We start from the raw sequence: 12859 nt of genomic DNA, 5'->3' as shown, positions 1-12859 counted from the left end.
GGGGTGGCTCAGTCGGCCTTGGCGCCCGGCGTCTCGCGCGCCAGGTACTCCTCGAGCAGCATCGGGACGGCCTCGGTGCGCTCGGCGACGTCGAGGAGGTCGGACATCGAGGACTCCTCCTCGGTCTGCTCCTCCAGGAACCAGTCCAGGAACTGCTCGGACCGGTAGTCGTTGGTCTCGCGCGCGATCCCGACGAGCTCTGAGATGCTCACCGTCACCGACTTCTCCTGCTCGAGCGCGAGCCGGATCGGGGCGACGTGATCCGGGAACTGGGTCTTCGGCTGCGGGACGCCTTCCATGTTCACGGGCGAGTTGGTGTCCAACAGGTAGTTGACCATCTTGAGCGCGTGCTCGCGCTCCTCGTCGGCCTGCTCGTAGAAGAACGCGGCGAGCCGCGGCCACGTCTTGTCGGAGTAGTACGTGGCGATCGCCGTGTACTGATGAGCAGCGGCGAACTCCTTGGTGACCTGGGCGTTGAGGGCGTCGACGAAGCGCTCGGAAGGCATGGCGGCGACCATATAACGCGCGAGCAACAACATCAACAACGTTAGGGCCGCCGAAGTCGTGCTTAGGGCGCCCTACATACCGTGCTACGCTGCCCCTTGCATGCCGTCGAAGAGCTGCTGCCGCTCCTGCCCCCGCTGCAACGACTGCCCCGTTCTGGTGGCGGCCGCGGCGCGCTCGCGGCGGCGCGACCCGCAGGCGATCACCGTGTCCTCGCTGGTCGAGGACGTCTTCGCCGGCGTTGGCATCACCCGCACGCTCCCGGACTCCGTGACCCGCACGCTGGAGTCCCTGGACGCGGCCCGTCGCGGCGACCTGGTCGCCGCCGGTCCGGCGTCCTAGTTGTCCTGAGTGACCTTCGTCGGGTACGGACGGACGAGGAAGTCCGTGAGGAGCTCGTCGCGCGAGTCCTCCGTGCTCAGCTCCAGCTGCGCGAGCAGCTCGGCGAGCTCATCCGTGGTCATGTCTTGCATTGCGGCGTCCTTGCGGGGGGTGACGAGGCGGAACGGGGGTGTCCCCTCAGTGTCGTCACTTCCGATGGTCTGCGCCATCCCCGGTTCTTGGGATTTTGCCGTCCGCATGAGGACTACGCCCTGGTCTTCCAGGGGGTTCGGACCCCTTGACGGCCCTCAGCGGGTCCGGTTGCGGACCGCTGAGAGCCGGGCCTGCGAGGCCTAACGCAGGAAGGGCGGGATGTCGATCTCGTCGTCGCGGATCTCGAGCGACTCGCGCTCGACCCGCGGCGAGCGATCCCGACGACGCGCCGTCTCGCGCGTCTCCTCGCGCGCCTGCCGCGGCCGCGCGCGGCCGTGGTCGAAGCCCGTGGCGATGACCGTGACGCGCACCTCGTCGCCCAGCGACTCGTCGATGACCGAGCCGAAGATGATGTTGGCGTTCGCGTCGGCGGCGCCCTGGACGATCTCGGCCGCCTCGTTGATCTCGAACAGGCCGATGTCGGGCCCGCCCGTGATGTTGAGGAGGATCCCCGTCGCGCCCTCGACCGACTGCTCGAGCAGCGGGCTGGAGATCGCCGTCTTGGCCGCGTCGGCGGCACGCGTCTCGCCACCGCTCTGGCCGATGCCCATCAGCGCGCTGCCGGCGTCCTGCATGATCGTGCGGACGTCGGCGAAGTCGAGGTTGATGAGGCCCGGGATCGTGATGAGGTCCGTGATGCCCTGGACGCCCTGGCGGAGGACGTTGTCGGCCTCCCGGAACGCCTCGAGGATCGTCGTGCGCCGCTCGACGAGCGCCAGCAGCTTCTCGTTCGGGATGACGATCAGCGTGTCGACCACGTCGCGGAGGCGCTGGACGCCCTCCTCGGCCTGGCGCATGCGCTGCGTGCCCTCGAACTCGAACGGCTTGGTGACGACGCCCACGGTGAGCGCGCCGATCTCGTTCTTGGCGATCTCGGCGATGACGGGTGCCGCACCGGTGCCGGTGCCGCCGCCCTCGCCCGCCGTGACGAACACCATGTCGGCGCCCTTCAGCGCCTCCTTGATGTCGTCGCGCGACTCGGCCGCGGCGCCGAAGCCCACGTCCGGGTTCGCACCCGCCCCGAGTCCCTTGGTGAGCTCGTGGCCGATGTTGAGCTTGATGTCGGCGTCGCACATGGCGAGCGCCTGCGCGTCGGTGTTCGCGGCCACGAACTCGACGCCGCGCAGGCCGGCGTCGACCATGCGATTGACCGCATTGGTCCCACCGCCGCCGACGCCGACGACCTTGATGACCGCGAGGTAGCTGCCGCTTTCCATGTGCTTGAAGTTCCTGTCCGACCCTCTAGGTAGCGTCGAGAGTTTTTCGCGCGTTGTGCGCGCTCTCGGCCGATGCACGGTACGCATCGGCGATCTTGGGTGTCAACGCGAAGTCTAGAGCGCAATCTTGCTTGCAGTTTGCGGAAGTCTGTAGTTGCCCTTGAGCCTTATGGCGTTCCGAAGGCTCAAGCTGAGGTTGAGGTTGGCTAAGGCGTGACCGGCGCCGTCGCACCAGGCGTCGGCGTCGGCTGCGTCGGATCCGCGGAGTTCACGGCCTCCGGATCGCGTTGCGTCGCTGGGTCCTCCAGCCCTCCGGCGGCAGGCCGCTCGGGGTAGCGGAGGTCGAGGTAGGTGGCGCCGGCGGAGGCGCTGCTGGCCAGCACGGCGGTAGCGGCGGCCCACTTCGCGGCGAGGCGGTCGGCGCCGCCGAAGCGCAGGTCCGGGCCGTTGCGCAGCTTCAGCGTGAGGCCGCCCTCGCGCGTCGTCGAGGCGCGCTCGACGCGGGCGCGCAGCGCGGTGGGCGCGGCGGCGAGCGCGGCGATCGCGTGGCGCGCGGTGGCGTCCACGATCGTGTTGCCGCCCGGCGCGACGCGCAGCGGGACGATCGGCAGCTGGCGCTGGTCGGCGCCGCGCAGGAGCTTGCCGTCGGCCGAGACGGGCGTCCGGTCGTCGCCAACCGAGATCGCGGCGACGGGCGTGTTCTCGACCACCGTGATCTTCAGGCCGTGCGGGAAGTCGGTGCTGACGCGCAGGTCCTTGACGACCGGGTAGGGCTCGACGACCGAGCGCAGCTGGTCGCCGCGGACGTGCAGCGTGGTCATGTCGCGCGCGGCGTCTTCGAGCTGCCGCGTCACGCGCGGCGCCTCGGGGCCCGTGAGGCCCACGACGGTCACCTTCTGGACCGACACGAGCGAGGAGTCGCGCAGCCAGAGGGCGCCCGCCACGAGGAGGGCGAGCAGGGCGAGGGCCCAGACGGCGGCCCGCGGCAGGCGCGGGACGCTGCGAACCCGCGGCATGGCGGCGGCGCGGTGCATCCGGTTGCGAGGTTCGCCGCCGGGCCGCGGTCACCTCCTTGCTCGTCAGGACGGCGACGCCGCGACGAGCCGCCGGCCGAGGCGGTCGACGTCGCCCGCGCCCAGCACGAGCACGAGGTCGCCGGCGCGCAGTCGGGGCGCCAGGACGGAGTAGGCGGTGTCGAGCGTCGGCAGCCAGAAGACCGGCCGGCCACCGGCGTGGTCGGCCGCCGCCTCGGCGATGAGGCGGCCGGTGACGCCCGGGAAGTCCGCGGCCTGCTCGCGGGCCGGGTAGACGTCGAGCGCGACCGCGACGTCGGCCTGGGCCAGCGCGGCGCCGAACTCGCGGTGGAGCTCCTGGGTGCGGCTGTAGAGGTGGGGCTGGAAGACGGCGACGAGGCGACGGGGCCGCAGGGAGCGCGCCGCGGCGATCGTGGCGGCGACCTCGGTCGGGTGGTGGGCGTAGTCGTCGACGACGAGCGCGCCGCACGCGGTCTCGCCCAGCCGCTCGAACCGCCGGCCCGCGCCGGCGAACGACGCGAGCGCCGCGACCGCCGCGGCCTCGTCGGCGGCGCCGGCGGCGCGGATCGCCTCCAGCGCGGCGGCGGCGTTGCGGGCGTTGTGCTCGCCGGGGACCTGGAGGGCGACCGCGTGGCCGCGCCAGGTGAACCGGGAGCCGCCGGGTTCGAGCCTGAGGTCGGTGACGGAGAAGACCTCGTCGCCCGCACGCGCGAGCTCCGGTGCGACGACGCGCGCGGCGTGGGCGTGGGCGCGGAACTCGTCGAACGCCGCGTGCAGGCCGGCGAGCGAGCCGCCATAGGTCGCGTGGTGGTCGAGCTCGATGTTGAGGACGACCGCGACGTCGACGTCGAGCGCCAGCATCGAGCGGTCCGACTCGTCGGCCTCGACCACGAGCCACTCCCCCGCACCCCAGTCCGCGTTCTCGCCGGTCGTGCGCAGCGCGCCGCCGATGAGGTAGCCGGGGCTCGCGCCCGCGCCGAGCAGCGCGTGGGCCGTCATCGAGGTCGTCGTGGTCTTGCCGTGCGCGCCGGCGATCGCGATGACGCGCTTCAGCGACGTCAGCTCCCGCAGCAGCTCGGCACGCGGCTGGGCGCCGGGGACGCGCTCCGGGTTGTCGGTCAGGATCGCGGTCGAGAAGAAGACGTCGGCGCCGTCGGGGACGTTGGCCGCGGCGTGCCCGACGTGGACGTCGACGCCGAGCGCCCGCAGCTTGTCGAGCGCCGGCGACTCGGCGCGGTCGCTGCCGCTGACGGTGGCGCCGAGCTGCACCGCGACCCGCGCCCAACCCGACATGCCCGCGCCGCCGATGCCGACGAGGTGGACCTTCCGGCCCTCCCACGGCAACCGGTCAGCCATGGTCGCCCGAGACCGCGGGAGCGAGCCCCTGGGCGAGCTGCCGCCCGGCTTGCGAGGCCTCTGGCCGAGTCATGCCGCAGCCGCCCCATGGCCGCCCGATACCGCGGGAGCGAGCCCCTGGGCGAGCTGCCGCCCGGCTTGCGAGGCCTCTGGCCGAGTCATGCCGCAGCCGCCAGGATCTCGCGCGCGATGTCGCGCGCCGCGTCCGGCCGCGCCAGCCCCCGCGACGCCGCGGCCATCGCCGCGAGCTTCGCGGTGTCGCGCAGCAGACCGCCGACGACCTCGTCCAGCCGCTGCGGCGTCACGTCGCCGTCGCGGACCAGGACCGCTGCGCCCGCGTCGACCATCCACTGGGCGTTGGCCGTCTGGTGGTCGGCGGCGGCGTGCGGGTACGGGACCAGGACCGCCGGCAGGCCGTGCGCGGCGACCTCGAAGATCGAGCCGCCGGCGCGGGCGACCGTGAGGTCCGCCGCGGCCAGGGCGTCCCCGAACGGGGTGATGTACTCGCGCAGGTCGTAGTTGGCGGGCGGCGGCGTCCCGAGGCGCTCGCGCAGCGCCGCGTAGTCGCGCGTCCCGCACGCGTGGATGACCCGGAACGGGGCGTCGCGGAACGCGTCGATCGATGCCTCGTTGATCGAGCGCGCGCCGAGCGAGCCACCGAAGACCAGGACGCACGTGTCGCCGGCGCCGAGCCCGAACCTGGCGCGCGCGCCGTCGCGGTCGGTCACCGGCGGCGGCACCGGCCGGCCGGTCACCAGGTACTTGTCCGGGTCGTCGCGGCCGGCGATCGGGAACGCGAGGCAGACGCGCCTCGCCGCCCGCGCCAGCAGCCGGTTGGTCAGGCCGAGGTGCGAATCGGCCTCGGTCAGCACGAGCGGGATCCGCCCCGCCGCGGCCGCCGCGCCGACGGGCCCGGCGACGTAGCCGCCGCCGCCCATCACGGCGTCGGGCCGCACGTCGCGCAGGATCTTCTGGGCGGTCCGCACGGCCGTCGCGGCCTTCAGCGCACCGCGCGCCGCCTTCAGCGGGTTGGTCCGGCTCAGCCCCTCCACGGCGATCGGGCGCAGCTCGTAGCCGGCCTCCGGAACCAGGGTCTTCTCGGCCCGCTCCCCGCCGACGAAGACGACGTTCGCGCCGGCCTCAGCCCGCAGCGCGTCGGCGACCGCCAGCGCCGGAACGACGTGCCCCGCCGTCCCGCCGGCCGCGATCAGGATCGTCGGTGCTGCTCCGGGTGCTGCCATTGCTCCTGGACCCTGCCACATCCGGGACGGCGCGCAGCTTCACGTTGCCGCCGCTGGCGACGTTGAGCAGGATGCCCATCCCGACGAGCAACACGACGAGGTTGGTCGACCCGTAGGAGATGAACGGCAGCGGCACGCCGGTCAGCGGCGCCAGGCCCAGCACGGTGAAGACGTTCAACATCGCCTGGGAGAGGAACAGCGACGTGATCCCGGCGGCGACGAGCTTGGCGTAGGTGCCGCGCGCGTTCTTGGCGACCCGCAGGCCGGCGTAGGCGAGCAACCCGTACAGGAACAGGATCCCGAAGATCCCGACGACGCCGAGCTCCTCGCCGACGATGGCCAGGATGAAGTCCGTGTGGGCCTCGGGCAGGAACAGGTTCTTCTGCAGCGACTGGCCGAGCCCGCGACCGAACAGGCCGCCGGAGCCGAGCGCGATCTGGCCCTGCACCGCCTGGAAGCCCTCGTCGCCGGCGTGCGCCCACGGGTCCATGAACGACATCAGGCGGTCGCGCCGGTACGGCTCGGCCATCGCGAACAGGAACACGAGCATCGCGCCGCCGCCCGACGCCACGCCCAGCCACTTGATCGGCATGCCCGCCGCGACGAGCATCGCCGCCATCGTGAAGCAGATGACCAGCGCCGTCCCGAGGTCGGGCTGGGAGACGATCAGCAGGACCGCCCCGCCGGCGACCAGGCCCAAGGGCATCAGGTATTGCGGGCGCGTCAGGACCTTCGGCCGCTCGGCCAGGAGCTTGGCGGCGTAGAGGACGAGCGCGAGCTTCATCAGCTCCGACGGCTGGAAGACCAGCGGGCCGGCGCCGAGCCAGCGCGTCGCGCCGTTGACCGAGACGCCGAGCGGCGTCTTGACGAGCACCAGGCAGACGAAGGCCGCGAGCAGCAGCGGCTGCGTGGCGCGCAGGACGAGATCCAGGCCGCGCCGCGCGATCAGCTGCATGAGGACGAACCCGACCGCGCCGTAGGCCACGTACTTGACCATGAACGACGTGCCGTCCCCCTGCCCGGAGAGCAGGGAGCGCGACGACGAGGCGGAGAACACCATCACCGCACCCACTGCCAGGAGGCAGAGCGTGGCGGTGATCAAGATGCTGTGCTCGATCGGGTGGGGATGGCGGCGGCGGGCCATCGGCCCTTACATTCGCGCCGCCTCCCGGAAAGCCTCCCCGCGCGCCTCGAAGTTCTCGAACTGGTCGTAGGAGGCGCAGGCGGGCGAGAGCAGGACGGCGTGGCCGGGCTGCGCGTTGACGCGCGCGCGCTGGACCGCGGTGGTGAGATCGCCACAGTCGTAGAGCGGCGCGGCGCCCTCGAGCGCGTCGTGCAGCGCGGCCGCCTCCTCCCCGATCAGGTACACGGCGCCGCCCTGCCCGCAGTGCTGCGCGACGGCCGGCCTGAGCGGCGCGTAGTCCTCGCCCTTGCCGCGGCCGCCGAGGATCGCGTGGACCGGCGCCTCGAACGAGGCAAGGCCTACAAGTGCGGCGGCCACGTTGGTGGCCTTGGAGTCGTTGACGTAGGTGACGCCGTCGCGCTCGGCGACCGCTTCGAGGCGGTGGGGCACGCCGGCGAAGGTCTTCAGCCCGGCGCGGACGGCGTCGACGTCGAGCCCGCGGGCCAGCGCGACGGCGGCGGCGGCCATCGCGTTGCGGACGTTGTGCGGGCCGCGCAGCGCCAGCTCCTCGACGCGGACGAGCGGCTCGCTGTCCCACCACAGCGTGCCGGCGCGCAGCGCCAGCTCGGCCTCGGGCGACTCGCCGGTCGGCACGCGCCGCGCGCAGCCGCCGAGGTCGGGGACGTCGAGGTCCTCGGGCGCGACCGCGATGTCGTCGTTGCCCTGGTTGGCGAAGACCTTCAACTTGGCCCGGTGGTAGGCCTCGACCGAGCCGTGGCGGTCGAGGTGGTCGCTGTCGAGGTTGAGTATGACCGCGGCCTCGGGCGCGAAGGCGCTCGTGTCCTCGAGCTGGAAGGACGAGCACTCGCAGACGACGACGGCACTTGCGTCGTGGGCGTCGGCCCAGCCCCCCGGCAGCGCGAGCGACGAGTAGGCGGTCCCGACGTTGCCGACGACCGCGACCGGCACGCCGGCCTCGCGGTGCAGGTGGCCGAGGAGCTCGGTCGTCGTCGTCTTGCCGTTGGTGCCGGTGACCGCGATGACCTCGTTGGGCGTGCAGCGCCACGCAAGCTCCAGCTCGCCGAGGATCGGGATCCCGCGCGCCCGCGCCGCGGCGATGACCGGCGCCTCCTGCGGGACGCCCGGCGACTTGACGACGGCGCGCACCCGCTCCAGCAGCGCGACGCCGTCGACGCCCGCGTGGACCTCGACCTCCGGCGGCAGCAGGCTGGCGCGCAGCCGCTCGGCCGCGGCGCCATCGGTCGCGATCACCTCCTCCCCACGCGCGTGCAGGAGCGCGGCGGCGGCCTGCCCGGAACGGGCGAGGCCGACGACGAGGAAGGGACCGGGCGGCAGCGGCGGGCGGTTCGGCATATTGCGCTGCTGACGGTAGTTGTTCGGCGTATTGGGCGGTCCTCCGGGGAGTGGCACGACTCCGCCGAGCCATCGCCCTCCTGCTCATCGCCGCCGCCGCCGTCACCGGAGCCGTCGGCGCGCTCGCGCTCGTCACCCAGGAGCGCCGGTTGTCGGTGGGTGAGATCGCCGTCGGGATCTCGCCGTGCCACGACGGCGACACGTTGTTGAAGGACCTGGCCGCCGACGGCGCGATCGTGCTGACGCAGTTGGACCGGCTCGCTCCGACGGCTCGCACGGGCCGCAGGTCGTCCGGGTCGGCGGGCTGCGGATGGCGCGGACTCACCGACCCGTTCCTGCGCCGCGCGGGCCAGCGTCCTGAGCTGCTGCGCCGCCAGCCGCCCGACCACCCCATCATGCTTCTCGACGCCCACACGCACCGCCTGGAGGTCAACGGCGGCACGATCGGCGCCGGCGGCACCGGCAACCTCGCCGACGAGCGCTCCAACCTCTCGCTCGCGATCGTCACCTACCGCCTCCAGCCGACCCCGCTGCCCCTCGCGGTCGACCAGGTCCGATCGACCCCGGCTCCGGCGGGGCGAGCGCCCGCCGCGTCCGGGTCGACGAGGAGCTGCGCAGACGATAGGCAGGGGCGGTTCTCCGGCCCGGATCGTCGTGGCTGAGCGCGCCCGCGGAGCGCCGGTGGGCGCCAGCCCATCAAGCTCCCGCGGGTGCGTTCAGGCGCGGCGAGGCGGCCCGGAGAAACGCCCCTACGCGATGGACTGCTGGTAGATCGTGAAGCCCGACGCGGCGCAGACGGCGGCGATGATCCAGAAGCGCAGGATGATCTTGGTCTCCGACCAGCCCAGGATCTCGAAGTGATGGTGGATGGGCGCCATCAGGAAGACGCGCTTGCGGAAGGTCTGGAAGCTGAAGACCTGGATCAGGACGCTGAGGGCCTCGACCACGAAGATGCCGCCGAGGAGGATCAGGATCTCCTCGGTCTTGGTCATCACCGCCAGCCCGGCGATCGCCCCGCCCAATCCGAGCGAGCCCGTGTCCCCCATGAAGATCGTCGCCGGGAACGCGTTGAACCACAGGAAGCCGACGCACGCCCCGACCAGGCAGCCGGCCAGCAGCGACAGGTCGGTCTGACCGGAGGTGATGAACGTGATCCCGATGTAGGCCAGCAACACGATCGCGGCGCAGCCGGCGGCGAGGCCGTCCAGCCCGTCGGTCAGGTTCACCGCGTTGGTCGTCCCGGCCACGACCAGGTAGATGAACAACGGGTAGAACACGCCGAGGTCGACGGTCGCGTCGATCGTGCGCAGGCGCAGCGTCGCCGGCAGGTCGGCCTTCTGGGTCGCGATGTACCACAACAACAACGCGATCGCGACCTGGCCGCCGAGCTTCACCTTGCCGCTCAGCCCGAGCGAGCGGCGCCGGATGATCTTCGTGAAGTCGTCGGCGAACCCGAGCAACGCGGACAACAACGCCGCGAGGTAGACGCCGACCGAGCGCCAGTCGTAGTCGCTGAGCAGCAGGAACGGGACCGAGATCGCCGTGAAGATGATGATGCCGCCCATCGTGGGCGTCCCGGCCTTCTCGTGGTGGCCCTCCGGCCCCTCCTCGCGGATGTTCTGGCCGAACTCGCGGCGCCGCAGGTAGGAGATGAACTTCGGGCTCAGGAAGATGCAGATGAGCAGGGACGCCATCCCGGCGATGAGGACCTCGCCCATCTAGCCCGCCAATCCCTGAGCGACGACTTCCAGGCCGACGCCGCGCGAGGCCTTCACGAGCACGGTGTCGCCGGCGTTCAGACGCGGCGCCAAGGCGTCGACGACCTCCCCCGCCGCGTCCACCGCGACCACCTCGCCCCCGAACGCCGGCCCCATCGCCGCGGCCAGCGGGCCGACGGTGACCAGCAGGTCGACCCCGGCGGCGCGGGCGTGGCCGCCGATCTCCTCGTGGAAGCGCACCTCGTCGGGCCCCAGCTCCAGCATGTCGCCAAGCACGGCGACGCGGCGTCCTGAGGAGGACGCGGCAAGGTCGTCGAGGGCGGCGCGCATCGACATCGGGTTGGCGTTGTAGCAGTCGTCGATGACGACGATGTCCCCGGCCAGCTCCCGGCGCTGCCCGCGCAGCTCGCTCAGCGCGACGTCCAGGCGGCCTGTCGGCTCGACCCCGACGGCCCGCGCCGCGGCCAGCGCGGCCAGCGCGTTCTGGCACATGTGCGCGCTCTCGAAGCCGATCTCGAGGCCGTCCGGCAGGTCGCGCACGTCGCCGCGCGCGCCGAAGGTCACCGTGCTGACGCCCTCGGGCAGCGCCGCGAGGTGCGTGGTCAGCAGCGGCTCGTCGGCCGGGACGACGGCGGTCCCGCCGGGGCGCAGCCCTTCCAGGAGCTCGGACTTCGTGGCCGCGATCGCCTCGATCGTGCCGAGCAGCTCCAGGTGGACCGGCCCCACGTTGACGATCACGCCGACGTCGGGCTCGGCGATGTGCGCCAGCTCGGCGATCTGCCCGGCCCCGCGCATCGCCATCTCCAGGACCAGGACCTCGGTGCCCGACGGCGCGCCGAGCACCGTGAGCGGGAGCCCGATCTCGGTGTTGAGGTTCAACGGCGTGGCGACGACGCGGCGCTGCTGGTCGACCATCGCGGCCGTCAGGTCCTTGGTGGAGGTCTTGCCGGTCGAGCCGGTGATCCCGATCACCCGGCAGCCGGCGGCGCCGAGCTCGCGCCGCCAGGCGGTCGCGAGGCGCTGCAGCGCGGCCAGCGGGTCGGGGGCGACCAGGATCACCCCGTCGGCCGGCGCCTCGGCCGGGATCCAGTCCTCGCCGACCAGCGCGCCCCACGCGCCGGCCGCCAGGACGTCGGTCGCGAAGCGCCCGCCGTCCACTCGCTCGCCCGGCAGGCCGACGAACAGGTCGCCGGGCCCCGCGTGGCGCGAGTCGATCACGGCGCGCGCCGGACCCTCGGCGCCCGTCCGCGCAGCCGGCGTGACCAGGCGCGCGCCCGCCGCCTCCGCGACCCGGTCAGCGCTCCAGCCGCGCACGCAGCGCCTCCCGAGCCACTTCGCGGTCGTCGAACGGCAGCTTCACGCCGCCGGCGACCTCTTGGTAGGTCTCGTGGCCCTTGCCGGCGATGACGACGACGTCGCCCGGCCCGGCGCCGTCGATCGCGGCGACGATCGCGTCGCGCCGGTCGGCGACCCGCAGCGCGTCGGGCCCGGCGCCCTCCGCGACGGCCGCGATGATCGCCTCCGGATCCTCGCTGCGCGGGTTGTCGGAGGTGATGACGACGCGATCGGCGTGCTGCGCGGCCGCGGCGCCCATCAGCGGGCGCTTGCCGCGGTCGCGGTCGCCGCCGGCGCCCACGACCACGATCAGCTTGTTGGTGGCCATCTCACGGGCGGTCCTCAGGACGTTGTCCAGCGCGTCGGGCTTGTGCGAGTAGTCGACGATGACCGCGAAGTCCTGGCCGGCGTCCACGGGCTCGAAGCGCCCCGGGACGCCGCCTGCGGTCGGCAGCGCCGCGGCGATCGTGGCGTCGTCGACGCCCAGCGCCCGCGCGGCGGCCAGCGCGACCAGCGCGTTGAGGACGTTGAAGCGCCCCGGCAGCGGCGCGCGCAGCGCCAGGCCGTCGACCGTGAAGTCGGTGAACGCGCCGCCGGGCCGCAGGTCGACCGCCCGCAGCGCGGCGTCCGGCGCGTCGATCCCGATCGTCACCGTCTCCGGGAAGTCCCGCGCCAGGCGCGCGCCGTAGGCGTCGTCCACGCAGGTGACGAGCGTCGCGCCCTGCGCCGCGGCCACCTCGAACAGCAGGCGCTTGGCCTGGAAGTAGTCCTCCATGTCGGCATGGAAGTCGAGGTGGTCCTGCGTGAGGTTCGTGAACGCCGCGACGTCCCAGTGGATCGCGTCGGCGCGGTGCAGCGCCAGCGCGTGCGAGGAGACCTCCATGACCGCGGCGACGTCGGGCGAACGGGCCTCGACCATCGCGCGGAACTGGCGCTGCAGGTCGATCGCCTCGGGTGTCGTGCGGACGACCGGATGCTCGACGCCGCCGACCCACGACGTCACCGTACCCATCAACCCGGTCTGGCGGCCGGCGGCCTCCAGCAGCGCGCGCGTCAGGTACGAGGTGGTGGTCTTGCCGTTGGTCCCAGTGATCCCGACCGTCGCCAGCCGCGCGGTCGGGTCGCCATTGAAGCGTGCCGCGGCCGGCGCCATCGATGCCCGGACATCCGGGACCAGGACCTCCGGGATGCCCAGGTTCAGCGGGTGGTCGACGACCAGCGCGACCGCGCCGTTGGCCAGGGCGTCCGGCGCGTAGCGGTGGCCGTCGGCCGTGAAGCCGCGCACGCAGAAGAAGGCCGCGCCCGGGGTGACGGCGCGCGCGTCGTAGGCGAGCGCGCTGACGTCGACCTGCGGGAGCGAGCGGTCCTCGAAGAGGTCGCCCAAGAGCATCGCGGCGACCATAGCGGGCAGGTCTCCTAGCCG

13 protein-coding genes are annotated in these 12859 nt (G+C 73.0%); 2 read left to right on the top strand and 11 right to left on the bottom strand.

Annotated elements, in window-relative coordinates; translation table 11 throughout:
• Positions 1–8: 8 nt before the first annotated feature.
• Positions 9–506, bottom strand: coding sequence for a ferritin (locus DSM104299_RS11850; protein WP_272477518.1), 498 nt, complete (start codon positions 504–506; stop codon positions 9–11).
• A 100-nt stretch (positions 507–606) separates the two neighbouring features.
• On the opposite strand from DSM104299_RS11850, the gene DSM104299_RS11845 reads away from it, so the two are divergent.
• Positions 607–846 (top strand): C40 family peptidase, encoded by a 240-nt coding sequence (locus DSM104299_RS11845; protein WP_272477517.1) that lies wholly within the window; start codon positions 607–609, stop codon positions 844–846.
• On the opposite strand, the gene DSM104299_RS11840 is transcribed toward DSM104299_RS11845, so the two are convergent.
• The 7 genes from DSM104299_RS11840 to murD form a co-directional block, all read right to left on the bottom strand.
• Positions 843–968, bottom strand: a complete 126-nt coding sequence (locus DSM104299_RS11840) for a hypothetical protein (RefSeq protein WP_269208533.1) — start codon at positions 966–968, stop codon at positions 843–845. The two genes, DSM104299_RS11845 and DSM104299_RS11840, sit on opposite strands and share 4 nt — an antisense overlap.
• A gap of 210 nt (positions 969–1178) precedes the next feature.
• Positions 1179–2255, bottom strand: a complete 1077-nt coding sequence (gene ftsZ, locus DSM104299_RS11835; RefSeq protein ID WP_028075006.1) for a cell division protein FtsZ — start codon at positions 2253–2255, stop codon at positions 1179–1181.
• Between the two features lie 206 nt (positions 2256–2461).
• Complete coding sequence (locus DSM104299_RS11830) at positions 2462–3289, bottom strand: cell division protein FtsQ/DivIB (protein ID WP_272477515.1); 828 nt, start codon at positions 3287–3289, stop codon at positions 2462–2464.
• Positions 3290–3334: 45 nt separating this feature from the next.
• On the bottom strand, positions 3335–4645 hold the full coding sequence (locus tag DSM104299_RS11825) for a UDP-N-acetylmuramate--L-alanine ligase (RefSeq protein WP_272477514.1): 1311 nt from the start codon (positions 4643–4645) through the stop codon (positions 3335–3337).
• 158 nt (positions 4646–4803) lie between these two features.
• Positions 4804–5886 (bottom strand): undecaprenyldiphospho-muramoylpentapeptide beta-N-acetylglucosaminyltransferase, encoded by a 1083-nt coding sequence (murG, locus tag DSM104299_RS11820; RefSeq protein ID WP_272477513.1) that lies wholly within the window; start codon positions 5884–5886, stop codon positions 4804–4806.
• On the bottom strand, positions 5786–7030 hold the full coding sequence (gene ftsW / locus DSM104299_RS11815; protein WP_272477512.1) for a putative lipid II flippase FtsW: 1245 nt from the start codon (positions 7028–7030) through the stop codon (positions 5786–5788). Before ftsW ends, murG begins: the two co-directional genes overlap by 101 nt.
• A 6-nt stretch (positions 7031–7036) precedes the next feature.
• Positions 7037–8383, bottom strand: a complete 1347-nt coding sequence (murD, locus tag DSM104299_RS11810) for a UDP-N-acetylmuramoyl-L-alanine--D-glutamate ligase (RefSeq protein WP_272477511.1) — start codon at positions 8381–8383, stop codon at positions 7037–7039.
• 50 nt (positions 8384–8433) lie between these two features.
• Here murD and DSM104299_RS11805 point away from each other — a divergent pair, with 50 nt between their 5' ends.
• On the top strand, positions 8434–9045 hold the full coding sequence (locus tag DSM104299_RS11805) for a hypothetical protein (protein WP_272477510.1): 612 nt from the start codon (positions 8434–8436) through the stop codon (positions 9043–9045).
• An 87-nt stretch (positions 9046–9132) separates the two neighbouring features.
• Here DSM104299_RS11805 and mraY read toward each other — a convergent pair whose 3' ends face one another.
• From mraY to DSM104299_RS11790, 3 genes are read right to left on the bottom strand one after another with little or no spacing between them, the layout of a single operon-like run.
• Positions 9133–10101, bottom strand: coding sequence for a phospho-N-acetylmuramoyl-pentapeptide-transferase (mraY, locus tag DSM104299_RS11800; RefSeq protein ID WP_272477509.1), 969 nt, complete (start codon positions 10099–10101; stop codon positions 9133–9135).
• Entirely contained in the window at positions 10102–11415 is a 1314-nt protein-coding gene (locus DSM104299_RS11795; RefSeq protein WP_272477508.1) for a UDP-N-acetylmuramoyl-tripeptide--D-alanyl-D-alanine ligase, read from the bottom strand. It lies immediately after the preceding gene.
• Positions 11396–12826 (bottom strand): UDP-N-acetylmuramoyl-L-alanyl-D-glutamate--2,6-diaminopimelate ligase, encoded by a 1431-nt coding sequence (locus tag DSM104299_RS11790; protein ID WP_272477507.1) that lies wholly within the window; start codon positions 12824–12826, stop codon positions 11396–11398. Before DSM104299_RS11790 ends, DSM104299_RS11795 begins: the two co-directional genes overlap by 20 nt.
• Between the last annotated feature and the right edge of the window lie 33 nt (positions 12827–12859).

The sequence above is a fragment of the Baekduia alba genome (assembly GCF_028416635.1).
Taxonomy (GTDB): Bacteria; Actinomycetota; Thermoleophilia; order Solirubrobacterales; family Solirubrobacteraceae; genus Baekduia; species Baekduia alba.
Note: the sequence above shows the minus strand (reverse complement) of the source record. Positions and strands in the feature narration are given on the sequence as shown.

Excerpts from the sequence above, each read along its gene's own strand:
- DSM104299_RS11850 (WP_272477518.1), bottom strand. The coding sequence starts at position 506 with ATGCCTTCCGAGCGCTTCGTCGACGCCCTCAACGCCCAGGTCACCAAG.
- DSM104299_RS11845 (WP_272477517.1), top strand. The coding sequence starts at position 607 with ATGCCGTCGAAGAGCTGCTGCCGCTCCTGCCCCCGCTGCAACGACTGC.
- DSM104299_RS11840 (WP_269208533.1), bottom strand. The coding sequence starts at position 968 with ATGACCACGGATGAGCTCGCCGAGCTGCTCGCGCAGCTGGAGCTGAGC.
- ftsZ (WP_028075006.1), bottom strand. The coding sequence starts at position 2,255 with ATGGAAAGCGGCAGCTACCTCGCGGTCATCAAGGTCGTCGGCGTCGGC.
- DSM104299_RS11830 (WP_272477515.1), bottom strand. The coding sequence starts at position 3,289 with ATGCACCGCGCCGCCGCCATGCCGCGGGTTCGCAGCGTCCCGCGCCTG.
- DSM104299_RS11825 (WP_272477514.1), bottom strand. The coding sequence starts at position 4,645 with ATGGCTGACCGGTTGCCGTGGGAGGGCCGGAAGGTCCACCTCGTCGGC.
- murG (WP_272477513.1), bottom strand. The coding sequence starts at position 5,886 with ATGGCAGCACCCGGAGCAGCACCGACGATCCTGATCGCGGCCGGCGGG.
- ftsW (WP_272477512.1), bottom strand. The coding sequence starts at position 7,030 with ATGGCCCGCCGCCGCCATCCCCACCCGATCGAGCACAGCATCTTGATC.
- murD (WP_272477511.1), bottom strand. The coding sequence starts at position 8,383 with ATGCCGAACCGCCCGCCGCTGCCGCCCGGTCCCTTCCTCGTCGTCGGC.
- mraY (WP_272477509.1), bottom strand. The coding sequence starts at position 10,101 with ATGGGCGAGGTCCTCATCGCCGGGATGGCGTCCCTGCTCATCTGCATC.
- DSM104299_RS11790 (WP_272477507.1), bottom strand. The coding sequence starts at position 12,826 with ATGCTCTTGGGCGACCTCTTCGAGGACCGCTCGCTCCCGCAGGTCGAC.